The 13,033-nt window shown below is 34.2% G+C and carries 14 protein-coding genes and 2 pseudogenes; 1 reads left to right on the forward strand and 15 read right to left on the reverse strand.

The genetic code is table 11. The annotated features are described in order from the left end of the window. Nucleotides 1–284 precede the first annotated feature (284 nt). From MHB74_RS16390 to MHB74_RS16445, 12 genes and pseudogenes are all read right to left on the reverse strand, one after another. Nucleotides 285–761 carry a heme-degrading domain-containing protein gene (locus MHB74_RS16390; protein WP_061678964.1) on the reverse strand — a complete coding sequence of 159 codons (477 nt, stop codon included), beginning with the start codon at nt 759–761 and terminating at the stop codon, nt 285–287. 223 nt (nt 762–984) lie between these two features. Further along, a pseudogene (locus tag MHB74_RS16395) lies at nt 985–1,436 on the reverse strand (STAS/SEC14 domain-containing protein). A gap of 141 nt (nt 1,437–1,577) precedes the next feature. Then, entirely contained in the window at nt 1,578–2,897 is a 1,320-nt protein-coding gene (locus MHB74_RS16400; RefSeq protein WP_061678966.1) for an aromatic amino acid transport family protein, read from the reverse strand. A 1,130-nt stretch (nt 2,898–4,027) separates the two neighbouring features. Beyond that, nucleotides 4,028–5,328, reverse strand: a pseudogene (locus MHB74_RS16405) (IS4 family transposase). Nucleotides 5,329–5,571: 243 nt separating this feature from the next. Continuing rightward, nucleotides 5,572–5,907, reverse strand: coding sequence for an IDEAL domain-containing protein (locus MHB74_RS16410; RefSeq protein WP_061680326.1), 336 nt, complete (start codon nt 5,905–5,907; stop codon nt 5,572–5,574). Between the two features lie 125 nt (nt 5,908–6,032). Continuing rightward, nucleotides 6,033–6,446, reverse strand: coding sequence for an Rrf2-family transcriptional regulator SaiR (gene saiR, locus MHB74_RS16415; RefSeq protein ID WP_001083471.1), 414 nt, complete (start codon nt 6,444–6,446; stop codon nt 6,033–6,035). Nucleotides 6,447–6,640: 194 nt separating this feature from the next. Beyond that, nucleotides 6,641–6,775, reverse strand: coding sequence for a BA3454 family stress response protein (locus tag MHB74_RS16420; RefSeq protein ID WP_061680327.1), 135 nt, complete (start codon nt 6,773–6,775; stop codon nt 6,641–6,643). 30 nt (nt 6,776–6,805) lie between these two features. Then, nucleotides 6,806–7,201 carry a transcriptional regulator SpxA gene (gene spxA, locus MHB74_RS16425; protein ID WP_000236195.1) on the reverse strand — a complete coding sequence of 132 codons (396 nt, stop codon included), beginning with the start codon at nt 7,199–7,201 and terminating at the stop codon, nt 6,806–6,808. Between the two features lie 356 nt (nt 7,202–7,557). Next, on the reverse strand, nt 7,558–8,124 hold the full coding sequence (locus MHB74_RS16430; RefSeq protein ID WP_061680328.1) for an SGNH/GDSL hydrolase family protein: 567 nt from the start codon (nt 8,122–8,124) through the stop codon (nt 7,558–7,560). Nucleotides 8,125–8,140: 16 nt separating this feature from the next. Further along, the gene (locus MHB74_RS16435; protein ID WP_061680329.1) at nt 8,141–8,965 is read right to left on the reverse strand and encodes a hypothetical protein; all 825 of its coding nucleotides are present in this window, start codon (nt 8,963–8,965) and stop codon (nt 8,141–8,143) included. 29 nt (nt 8,966–8,994) lie between these two features. Then, a complete protein-coding gene (locus MHB74_RS16440; RefSeq protein WP_061680330.1) occupies nt 8,995–9,552 on the reverse strand; it encodes a DUF7010 family protein in 558 nt (185 codons plus the stop codon). A 27-nt stretch (nt 9,553–9,579) separates the two neighbouring features. Beyond that, entirely contained in the window at nt 9,580–10,419 is an 840-nt protein-coding gene (locus tag MHB74_RS16445; protein ID WP_061680331.1) for a phosphotransferase family protein, read from the reverse strand. A 175-nt stretch (nt 10,420–10,594) separates the two neighbouring features. Between MHB74_RS16445 and MHB74_RS16450 the strand changes: the two genes are divergently transcribed. After that, nucleotides 10,595–10,804, forward strand: a complete 210-nt coding sequence (locus tag MHB74_RS16450; RefSeq protein ID WP_000801653.1) for a hypothetical protein — start codon at nt 10,595–10,597, stop codon at nt 10,802–10,804. Nucleotides 10,805–10,923: 119 nt separating this feature from the next. Here MHB74_RS16450 and MHB74_RS16455 read toward each other — a convergent pair whose 3' ends face one another. The 3 genes from MHB74_RS16455 to MHB74_RS16465 all read right to left on the reverse strand — a co-directional run bounded on the left by MHB74_RS16455 (nt 10,924) and on the right by MHB74_RS16465 (nt 12,919). Next, complete coding sequence (locus MHB74_RS16455; protein ID WP_061680332.1) at nt 10,924–11,628, reverse strand: SDR family NAD(P)-dependent oxidoreductase; 705 nt, start codon at nt 11,626–11,628, stop codon at nt 10,924–10,926. Beyond that, a complete protein-coding gene (locus MHB74_RS16460; RefSeq protein ID WP_061680333.1) occupies nt 11,625–12,188 on the reverse strand; it encodes a GNAT family N-acetyltransferase in 564 nt (187 codons plus the stop codon). Before MHB74_RS16460 ends, MHB74_RS16455 begins: the two co-directional genes overlap by 4 nt. Nucleotides 12,189–12,370: 182 nt before the next feature. Next, complete coding sequence (locus MHB74_RS16465; protein ID WP_061680334.1) at nt 12,371–12,919, reverse strand: GNAT family N-acetyltransferase; 549 nt, start codon at nt 12,917–12,919, stop codon at nt 12,371–12,373. Between the last annotated feature and the right edge of the window lie 114 nt (nt 12,920–13,033).

Below are 13,033 nucleotides of genomic sequence, written 5' to 3' on the forward strand. Positions count from 1 at the left end.
ATTTTTTATATTTGCCGCTTTCTAATTGTCCCCAATATTAATAGTGGCAATTCAAAGCATTTTTACCACATACTACTTACTCGCCTTAACTTACATAACGTAACTTAATTACTTTCAGTAATTAAGTTACGTTATGTCCTACATATTAACTACATAGATTATTATCGTCAAGAAAACTGTCTCGAATTAAAGATATTAATTCCGTAACATCTTATTAGAAATATGTTGAACTGAATAATAAAAAGGCAAGACCGAACATATTCTTGTTCGATTTTGCCTTTTTACTATTGCTTCAAATGATTTTTAACCGCTCTTATAACTAATTCATGATCCTCTTCTGGTGGTAATCCTGAAACTGTTATCATTCCAATAACCCCTACATCTTTTATTTGGACCGGAAAACATCCACCAAACGCAGCATAATCCGACCTATCTAAAAGATACTTTTCATTATATGGAACGCCCGTTATTTCACTTTGTATCTGCATATAATACGAGCTATGATTATGCAAAGAAACAACTCGTTTTTTACGCTCAATCCATTGCGTATTTTCCGCAGTTGTCCCTGTCATCTTGAAATGAAATAGTTGCACACCATTTTTCGCTATATCAACAGCAATCAATTTCCCTTCTTGCCTCGCCGTTTCAACGATAAATAAACCTATTTGCAAAGCATCTTCATTTGTAAAAGAGGAAAATTGAAGTGTTTCCTCCTCTATTAAAATTTGTTTACTGATTTCATTCAAATTTGAAGTACTCATATGTTTATCCCCCTTACTCACTTTATGCGACTCTATCGTACGACCTTTCCATATAACTAATACCGTAAAACGTACTCTTCTCTTCTTGGTGCTATTATGAATTATATTTAACTCATTAAAAATGTATGTCCTCTAGTGCTAAACATTTCGTATAGCAGTTTTCTTCCTGCTACATACAAGCATAAAAAAACCAGTTACTTAAGCAACCGGTTCGCTAACAGTTTCATATCGGATATTCATTCAACCAAAGGACTGCTTGTTCACGATCATCGAAAAATTTTACAGATTCTTTTGTATTGGATTGTTGTAAATAATTCAGTATCTCCCCTTCTTCAAGAAGAAAAGCAATTGCCTTACTGTGTTTCAAAATCGTTTCATTGAAAAACTTATCTTTCCATACTTTTTGAACAGAAAAATGATCTGGCGTATATCCTTTTCTATCCACCAACACCTTGTATTTCCGCCCCTCGGAAATGAATTGCTGACAAACTTGCTCGAAGCCATTAAACCATTCATAAACATCATCTGTTTTAATCTTGCCGATAAGACTGGTAACAATTATATCTCCCGAAACTGTTGTGCTAATATTCAGTTCACTCAACCTAGAATCATCTCCCTTAGTTACAATTATGCGGAAATATCACGTAAAATCAATAAGGTAAAATTGTTACGCATTAAAGCAACCTTATATACGAAAGGAGCCTATGTAATAGATGACCTTTTGTCACTCATTAAAAAAGGGACAGACTCTCCAAACGGAGAAGCCTGTCCCAAAATCGTTCTATTTTATATTGCATTAGAACTAACAATCGTGAATTAGAATAATGATTTAATACTTGCTAAAACAGTAAGTACACCTACAATAATAACAAATACGTTACTCATTTTCCCTTTGTATTTAGCTAGTACTGGTACTTTATTGATTGCATACATCGGTAATAGACATAAGATAGCAGCAACTAATGGACCGCTTAGAGAATCAATAAGTCCGAGAATACTTGGATTTGTATAAGCAACAAACCAGCATGATAATACAACAAAAGTAAGGACGATTGTCTTAATTGTTTTTTCTTCAATTACTTTTCCACGCGATTTACCGAACTTAATAATTATGTCACGCATTACTTCAAATGCTCCGATATAATGGCCAAGGAAAGACTTTGTAATAGCCACAAAAGCAATGATTGGAGCTGCAATCGTGATTACAGGTGAATTAAGCTCATTCGCAAGATATGAAAGGATTGATAAGTTTTGCTCTTTTGCCATTTTTAAATCCTCTGGAGTCAAGCTTAATGTACTACTCCAAACAAAGAACATAACTACAGCGAATGTCATGATATAACAAACTTTTTGTATTTGCGCACATTTAGCATCAGTAGCTTCTATGCCATACGTAGCTCTCTGCTTCACAACAAATGATGAAATCATAGGTGAATGATTAAATGAGAATACGATGATTGGTAGAACCAACAATATCGTTCCAAAATATCCTGTTCCTGTTGAAGCAGTAGAAACAGCTGAGAAGCTAAGCATTGACGTATTCCACTGTGGAATTAAAGATATTGCGATAAACAGTAGAGAAGCTATGAATGGATACACTAGCATACTCATGATCTTTACAGTAATATCTTGACCAAAATTCAATATAGCGATAAGACCAAGAACTAATACAAGTGATAAAATAGCTCTTGGAGGCTCTGGCATGTGCAATTGATGCACGATAAAACTACTTGCAGTATTTGTAAGCGCAACCGAATACATTAGTACGATTGTATAAATTGAACCGAAATATACGATGTTAAAAATGATACTTGCTTTATTTCCGAAATACTCTCTAATTGTACCTGTGATCCCCTCATCAGCAGAATTAGAAGCGTATATCATTTTAGCAAGTGCCCTATGTGAGTAATACATAACTGGATATGCAAGCAATGTAATTAGTAGTAATGATAATAATCCACCTGAACCTGCATTAATCGGTAAAAAGAGCACCCCTGCTCCAATTGCAGTTCCAAATAGGCTCAATGCCCATGTAGTATCCTGCTTATGCCACTTTTTCGGATCTGCATATTGCTCATTTTTTAGTGCGGTATTTTCAGCTTGAACTTCTATTTTCTTTGCAGTATTCCCGTTCATATAATAGCTCCCCCTTGTATTCTATTCTCGCGTCTCTCTTTATCGCTAACGAACATTTCCTATTTTAGAAAATGAATTCCTTACAAGTTGCCCTACATTGTATGTCCTTCATCAACATGAATCCAAATTGAAACACTCGCTAGTTAGCGTCCTAATATAATTGTTAGCGTTCACAAAATTGTTTACTCGTAATATCCGCTCTTTATATAAAGACCGCTTAAGAGAACAATATAGAATAGACTTCATATAATACGTTGCAACATTTTTAATAACAGTGTATTACTTTAATGGTTTCTCTTTTTTACTTTTAACAGTAATTTTAGCTAAACCAGCCTCTCATCATTTGTGAGGCATTTCTTTCTCAATTCTATACATCACTTTAATAGCTTCGGCAGCATTTATGGTATTGATTACACAAGCCACTGAAGCACTTTACATACATTTCGCCTCTAACCACACACCCTTCTTACTAATAATCGCATTTTTTATATTTTCTCCAGAGATAATAAAATTTCTCTCAACGCACTCATTATAACGTGTATATTTATAAAATTAATATTTTTATATTTTCAGAAATATTAATTGGATATAATTTTACATGGATAATATTTTACAGTTAGCACGAAACCCTTGTTCCTATCACTTATAACGGAATTGATCAGCAAAAAACACAGTAAAATATTGTTTATCTAAGTTACTTATTTTAAAAATACTTATATATTTCTTTACCGAAAAATTTTATTTTGATTTAAAAAAGATATTCTAGTAAATAATTAATGTGGTTAAAAAGAAGTATCCCTTCAAATACATAAACCAATTTTCAGGATATATATTGCAGAAGTTGCATTCATATACATTTGTAACTTGATTGGTAACGAGAAAATCGCTAACATTTCGCTAAACAAAAACATAAAATAAGCTGCCCATATACGGACCATAGCCATCAAGTTAAAAAAATGAGTCCGATGCCTTTTGGCATCGGACTCATTTTTTTACAATAGGGAGTAGAAGAGTACGGTTTTGGACATACTCAAATAAGACTCTCCGGATTTCGTATTTTTTATACGGCTTTGTGAAGTCTTTTCGTACATTCTTGAGTGATACTAAGGATATCGAACGGTGTACGACACTTATACCTTCGTGCTTTTCTTCCGTTTTTGACAAGATCCTGAAAGAGCCTGGTTAGCACTGATACAGGATGTTGAAAGGTTGTGAAAAGCACGTCGTGTATACTAGAGAAGTAAATTTTGACGATATATGTACACTTATACTCACTAACCTCTTTTTGTTTTTTCTCCCATATAAGTCTTCTCATTCGATATGTAATGCTAGCTACCAAACACAAACCAATTAATTGCCCATATAAATGACATTGAAATCGTTCCAGTTTCACAGGTTTCACTTCATGAATTTTAAAAATAGACTTCCATGTTTTAAATATAATTTCAATTTGCCACCGCAAAGAATACAGTTCATACACTTCATTGTGCGGAAGGTGTTTACTAGATACGTTCGTAATAAGAAGGTTGATCCGACTTGCATATTTCGGCATCCTCTTTTTCGCTTTCTTGTGATGTTCCAAACGTTTCGCCCACTCAGTTTGTGTTAGACGATATATGACAAGGCGTGTTTTATGTTTTTGGCGAAGTCCTATATAGATTTCTGGTAATTCTAATATTTGTCCTTCAGCTAGATCTTTCGTCAATTTTTCTAAATCGAGAAGAGTCCATTTTCCATCTTTCTCTTTTTGATAGACTTGTGTATTCCAGCGAATACGTGACACATAAAATGCTTTTCGATCCGCAATTTTTTCTAAATCATAAATAGAAAAATAACCAAGATCACGAAGAGAAAGTTCCCCTGGCTCTAATGTTTGCGTACGTTCCTGTCCATAACGGCAATCGCTACTTGTTCCATCGCTTACAGCTGTTTCTAAAAATTCTCCAGAAATCAGTTCATACTCTAATTGAATTTTCACACCAGCTTCTGAACCACCACCCCCTATCCCTTTGTAAGAAGATGCATATTGAGCTGGAAGCTGAAAGGCTGTTGAATCTAGTATACGGATACGTGTAAAACGGTTAGATAAAGGAGTCATTGGAGAAAACTTCTTTCGAAATACTTGTAAAAACAATTCCTTTAAGAATTGTACAGTCTGTGCATTAAATCGTTCGTTCAGACCTTGACTAGATAATTGGATTCCCGTAGCTCTAGTTAGTTTCGCACATAAACTAACTAGGGATTCTGTCCCAATTGCTTGGCTGAGAAACACGCATAATGAAACGAGGTCTTGTGCTCTACACTTTCGTTTTCGTCGAATCATTCCAGTTTTAACTGCTAGTAGTTGTAAGTGGTGAATCGAAAATTTACTTTTAAATTCTTCACCTAGTAAACGTAACTCTTCTTGTGTAACATCATTAATTTTATACATAAAATGGGTCATCCTTCCTTGCGGTATGCATGGAAGGATGACCCATTTAGTTAAATTTTATTCATTTCCTTAAGTTGATGGCTATGGCCCATATACGGACAGCTTATTTACATTATTATCATTATTAGGAGTGAGCAAGCAAATCACTTCAATGTCATCTTAATTTTAGTTTTTTCAACTCTTCTTCAGGGATATTTCTATGTTTGTAATGATTCATCCTATTAAAGGCAAGTAATGTAATCTTTAAAATCCTTCATTAACTAGCTCTTTTATCGAGTTTAATTTTGCAGAGAGCTCAATAAACCATTCTTCATCCCCTGTTAATAATGCAAGGTCTATAAGATATAGGATTTGTTCCTTATTTATTACCTTTGATTCAGGGAGTTTGTTAACGTGTTTACTAAAGAGTAAAATCGCTTCGTTCTTTGTGTACTTGTCGTCACGTTTCACAATGCTAACTGTAACCACATCTTCCACTTCATCAAGTGATACAATGTAACCAACTATGAATTCACCCTCATTTGATATTCCACGAACCCAATCTCCCGTTTTTAAAACATGATTATTATTTGACAACATACTTTTTCACCCTCTTATAAATATTTTTTGTAACGATAAAAAAGATATAAAAACCATTTTAAACTGTAATGTTTTTTATTACATTTAATTTTTAAGAACTCACGGCTACATAATAATTAAGCCGCTTAACGTTCTTGATTAATAAGGTCAACAACTTCTTTCATTGTATAATTCTTTAAATATTCACCTAGATGTTCTTCCGCACCTAAGAAAATAGCAAAAAGAACTTTCCGCATGTTCGAACCTACAATACACTGATCATTTGATTCTGGACACTTCGGCTGCAATGCACCTTCAGAGGTTATTTGATACATATTCCAAAGATTAATTTCACTTAAATCACGGGCAAAAATAAAACCTCCACCAGTTCCCTCTTTTGATTGTATAAACTTATGTTTTTTTAACAAACTTAGCACTTTTCGAATGCGTACTGGATGAACACCTGCACTTTCTGAAATAGCATTACTTGTTGACATCCGATCTGGCTGTAAAGCTAAATAAGTTAAACTGTGAATGGCCAAGGTAAAGTCGCTGTTCATTATTGTCCTCCTACGATAAAAAATATGATTTCTCGCTTAGTAACATACTGTAGCCATAAATATTACAGATAGGTTAGTCAAACGTTAAAATATATAAGAAACATACTTAGCATGAAAAAATAAATCCCTTTATATTCTATCAGAACTCCCCTATATCTCCTAACTTCATTTAACTTTTTAAGTTGCAAATAAATTTAAACAGTCCACTGTTTCTTAACTTGTTCTTCTGCCAATTGTTTAATTTTCGTCCAAATCGTATCTTTACTCACAATAACATTTGTGCGATAGTTTCTATCTTTATAATTAACTGTAACACATACTTCAATCACTTTTATTTCCTCCTTTCAAAATATTACTTATTAATTAGCCATTTTTTGCAATTCCATATTCAAAAATGTTCGAACGCTACGCGGTAAAAATTTTCGAATTTCATCCTCATTAAAACCAACCTGTAATCTTTTTTCATCCAGCATAATTGGACGACGTAACATTTGAGGATACTCAATTATTAATTTATAAAACTCATTAAGCGAAAGCGCCTCAATATTGATATTTAATTCCTGAAAAGTTTTAGATCTAGTTGAAATAATTTCAGTAGCACCATCTTCAGTTAAACGAAGAATGGATTTAAGTTCATCAACTGTAAGCGAATTTGATACGATATTTTTTTCGGTATAATCGATTTGATGTTCTTCAAGCCATGCTTTTGCTTTTCGGCATGAACTACAGCTTGCTGTCGTATATAAAATCACCATATTTTACACACACCTTTACTTTTTAAAATTATTATATAGATTATTGAAATGTATTAAAAAAAATTACAGTTTAGAATGAAATACACGTTATATTATTTATTCGAGAATATTTAATTTATCTGTTTTTTACAAACGATGGCAACTCACTTCTAAAAACTATACTGTAATTTTAAACTTTACAGTTCAATTAATCAACTGTTAAGTCTTGGGTACATTCCATTAGCGGAACAAATCATTTTCTTTTGTACGAGTGTTACAGCTAACCACTTCTTTAAAGTACATTTTATCCCACTATTTGAGTGCACCGCCTCAAAATTTGGCAAGAGCAAAAAAGCAAAGCGCGCACACTTTGCTTCTTACAAAATCTCTTTTAACTTTTTACCAATTACCCCCGCTAAATATTCATAACCTTGTCGACCAAAATGTAAACCGTCTTTTTCAGCATCTTCTACAAATTTTTTATAATTCTGTTCTTGAATCATCTCAGCATATAAGTTTAGAAAATAACTTCCTGTTTCCTTCGCCAATTCCTCTACTACGTCTGCATACTGACCAAGTACTTTATTGGTTCTATTCTGCTGGCGTTCTTCATCAACTGGTGCAGGACTAATAAGTAATACTTTTTCTGGTGAAATCATACTTACAATCTTCTCTAAATTGGCTTTGTATATTTGTAATGTTACTGGATCAAATAATACCGAATCATTCGTACCAAGAAAAACAGTTACAAAGTCTGGTTTATGGGATAGTACATCATCTTTAACCCTATGTAACGCATCGAACGTATTATCACCTGGAACACCCGCATTTACTACCTTCCAATTTGAAAACATCTCTTGCAGACGCGGTGTTAACCTCGGCGTTCCATCAAAAAACATTTCATCAGCTGTAATACTATCACCAAAGCATACTAACGTTTTCATAGAGCCAATTCTCCTTTTACGTACGAAATAACTTCCCTTCTACCGCCTTAATATATCTTTCAGCAGAACGTTCTACTGCCTCATTTGCATTCTCTTTCACTACTCGGTGAAACGCATTATATAAACGATTAAACTGTAATGGCTTCACGCGATTCGCCATTTCCTCTACTTTTCTCGCTGGTAATGGAATTAAGTTTGGATAACTGTACATGAAGCTCACCCACTGCCTATCCGCTACGACTTGAATAATGTCACCTGTTAACAAAATACCTTTCCTATCATTTCCTTCTTCCCAATGTAATACAGAACCGCCGCTAAAATGTCCTCCGAGACGATGAATAGTAATTCCGTCCGCTAATTGTAAAGACTCGCCAGACCAATAAATAATACGACTACTCGGGCGTACTACCCACTCTTTATCGTCTTCATGTATATAAATTGGTACATCAAACGTTTCTGCCCATTCTACTTGTGTTGAATAATAATGAGGATGAGATAGTGCTATCGCATCTAACCCGCCCCACTCCTTTATCTTCTCAATTGTCGTTTCATCTAAATAAGTAATACAATCCCATAGTAAACGATACGCTTCCGCTTTTACTACATATCCCGTTTGACCAATCGCAAATTCCGGTTTTGTCGTAATACTATAAAGCCCATTTTCTTCTTCTATCATTTCATTTTTATATGTGCCACTCGATTGCAAGTTTTCTAAAGTTGTCCAAGACTGCCCTTTCGGATTCACATATTGTCTCTCCTCATCACAAATAACACAACTTACCGGTTCTTCCACACTCGCTGCATACTGTACGCCGCACGTTGTACAAACGAAATTTTTCATAATAATTCCCCCTAATCCCTATATTTTTATTAAGCTGTTTTTTGTTGATAGTGATCTACTTTTTTATTTTCGATTAATAAACCTATTAGAGTCAGTAAATAGACAGCTGTAACTGACAATGGAATGACAGTAAATCCATTGTCTGCAAAAAGAATTCCGCAAACTGACGTGACGAATACAGTCCCTATTGACAATAAACCATAACTTTTACTCTCATAAATCCATACGTACGGTACGAAATGAACACCTATTAACATTGCTACTACAAAAGGTAACCACTCTGGAAATTGAAGATAGGCAAGTAATACAAACGGAATATTTAATACATTTATCCCGCCAATTAATCCAGCTAAAGTCCCTAGCGGATTTCCTTTCGCAAACATATCAATTTTTAATATGGCAGCTATCATTAAACCTAAAGGAAACACACAACCCATACCAATTAAATACACCCACACAACTTGCTTTTCAGAAAGAAGGATACCCGTTACACTCGCTACAATCCAAAACAAAATACCAGCTATTATAACAGGAACTCCCTTCTTCGTTTTTTGCGCTAAATCTTTTTTTGCTTCTGCTATGTTCATTTCACTATCTCCCCCCAACTATTTGTACTATAAAGCCGGATTGATTTCGTCCATCCAATAACGCCAAGCTACTAAATAATCTTCTAAATCTTTCGGGTGGTGCCTCAAACATGTATCTATACGCAAATATAATCCTATGACTATCTCCTCGTACAAATCTCGTTCTTGTTTATGAAATACACATTGTTTCATCACATAATTAATCGTTTCTTTCGTTATATCTTCCGGAGTTGAACAGAACGCGTAAATTAAGTCATATAAAGGATCTCCCAGCACTGGAAATGGATCAATTACTCCATGCAGCTCATTCTCTTGGAAGATAAAATTATGAAATCCGAAATCACCATGTAATAAAAATGGCTGATTTACTCCGGCATCCCTATTTGCTAGTTTAAGAACTGTTCTATACTCTTTCTCACTTATGTAACGTTTTACATTTTCATAAGCTGTTTTCACGTTTCCCGTTAAAAATTCATTCCAAGATTGAACCGGATTTTCTTTCCATCCCCAGCCATCTGCCTCTGGAACAATTTTATACTTATTAATAACTTCTTTTACAAGTGTACGAAGCGTACTTCGTTTATATCCTTGTTCGTACGACGTACTGCCTTCAAGGAAAGAATACACGAAATATGTATGGAAAGGTTCCTTATACAAAAGCTTTGACAATAAAGTATTCCCCTCATAAAACGAAAGAAAATGAGATTCTTCACGTATTACTTCCGCTTCATTCAGCTTTACTACATATTTTTCATCCAACAAATATACAGTACTTGTCGTTCCTCCGTTCAACACTTTCACACTATTTGGATAATGTGAAATCACTTTCTCCTTAACGAGTTGTGCAGCAATTATTGAAATGTCCATTTTCTCACCCTTTAATCCCGAAGATTCCCTTAATTAAAAAGACAACTTTACTATTATTTGACAAACAAATAGGAAACCCCTTCAAAAATCTTAATATAACAAAAATTCATTTACTTTTATATTTCAAAAATGAGGAAATACTAACAACAACGTTACATACATATAGGAGGACACTATGAAACCTGAATTTTTAAAAGCGGTACATGATGCCATTGGAAATGTCGAACACATTCATATAGAAGAAAGCGGTGCTGACAGCTTACTTATCCATCATGATGATGCACAGCAATTACAACAAGTCGCTAAAACGTTAGAAAACAACAATTTCCGCTCTGCTTTAAGAACAACTGGAGATGCTTCGTATATTGAGGTATTGAACAGATAATGAAAGTCCGGATGTATTCTGGGCTTTCTTTTTTTATCCAATTGTACTTATGTGTAGCAAACCATTTCATATTATCCATAAAAATCCAAATAGTTATTGAATACTTATAAAATCACACTTTACCACTTCAATTCCCCCACACCAGGCTCAATAAACTTCCCTGAAGCATCCCCATTTGAATCTATTACCCAATCATATATATTTTGTGCACCTTCAGCCGGAGTCATATTCGCATCAAAGGCACCAATGTCAGTCTTTAATTTTCCAGGATGAATTGCCGTTACACGAATTCCTTTACTTTCAAACTCTTGTTGTAAGCAGAGTGTTAACATATTTTGCGCTGCTTTAGCAATTCGATAGGAATAGGAGAACTGGCCTTGTGGAAATTCTTTGTTCGCCATTTTATATAATGATCCTAAGCGAGAGGACACATTTATTATTCTCGGATGATCCGATTTCTCTAAAGATACATATGTACCTTTTACAGCTCGAATTACACCTAAACAATGAATATTAAATAAGTCCGTTAACTCTTCTGAATTCGTACGTAAAACCTCAGTCTCCTTTCCAGTAATGCCAGCGTTATTTATAACTAGATCCAAATACTCTGTATATTCTTCGAGCTGGTTCTTAATTTGCTCCGTACTCTCATCAATCGATAAGTCTGCCAATATAGGAAAACATCTACAACTAAACATTTGCTTCAATTGCGTTACCGCAGCCTCAGTTCTAACTAACGGATAAACGACATGCCCATTTTCATGAAATATTTTGACTAGCTGTAACCCTAATCCGCGATTTCCACCTGTAATAAACACTCTCATATATCCATCTCCTTATTTTTATAATAAATAAGAAAATCCATCCACTTACCATTCTCTAAAGAAAACGCCTCTCTCTTACATTCAAAAGAAAAACCTGCTCGTTCCGCAAGGCGAACGGATGGCTCATTATCAACATGTATATGTAATTCAATTCTATGAAAATGAAGACTATTAAAAAATAATGATAACGCAGCTTTCACACTTTCCATGCCATACCCATTTTTCCAGTATTGATTATGTATGGAATACCCCATCATCGCCCATTGATAGTCCATACGTAAAATTTTTATAAGCTCTAGCTTTCCAATGTTAGCCCCGTCTTCTTTACGAAAAATACCTAATACATACATCTCATCTCGATGTGCTGCTTCATCAAACCCTCTTATCCATTCCGTGAACCATTCTTTTGTTGATGATGCCATAACTTGATAGCCATCGTCATATTTGTACTGCGATGGTAACCTCTTATGAAATCCATCGAACCAACTTTCATAATCATCATTTTGGAACGGACGAATCATAAGTCTCTCTGTCTCTATTTGTAATGGCGGCAGCTTCATTTATATCTCTTCCTTTAATTATTGATTGAATATTCTTTATCATCTTACAAGAAATAGAAAATCTAGTAAATTATTATGTTTTTGATGAACAGAGCTCTGTCAAACTACAATGCCGATTTTTAAGACATACAAAAAGGAAACCCCGTTCTGAAGGGTTTCCTTTTGCCATCACACTACCAATGTTATCTATGATTTAAAAAGGTATATTCTGTCTTTAATATTCCATAAACATCGACATCTTCATATGTATTTAATAAAAGTCTATTCTGTCTCAATGTGCCTTCTTTACACAAACCCGACTTTTCTAACACCTTAATCGATGATCTGTTTCTGGAAATAGCAGATGCCCAAATTTTATTTAGACCTAATTCAATAAAGCCAAAATGAATCATTCTATTTACAGCCTCGGTTGCAAAACCTTTCCCCCAATAATTCTTACCAATCCAATAACCAAGCTCACCTCTATTGTTACCTTTGTCAATTCTTAGTGTAATTGTACCTACAATTTCTCTTGATTCTTTAGAAATGATTCCTAAAGGATATTCGATTCCTTGCCTCATAATTTCTGGTTGCATATCGACCCAATCTTGCGCGAACTCCAATTTATATGGGTGTGGAAGCCCAAGAATATTGGCTAATTCCTTGTCATTAGCTAATTCTTTAATTCTACATACATCATCATTGGTAAAAGGTTCTATACATAAATTCTCAGATTCTAATTTTATAGCCACATTTTCTCCCCCTTGTACTGAAATTAATTAACTTCCTTTATTTTCAATATTACACTAAAAATAAACAAAAAGTTTCAAATATTAACAATATCCACTAACAGAATCATAAACAAA

This window comes from Bacillus sp. FSL K6-0069 (assembly GCF_038007785.1).
Lineage (GTDB): Bacteria > Bacillota > Bacilli > Bacillales > Bacillaceae_G > Bacillus_A > Bacillus_A mobilis.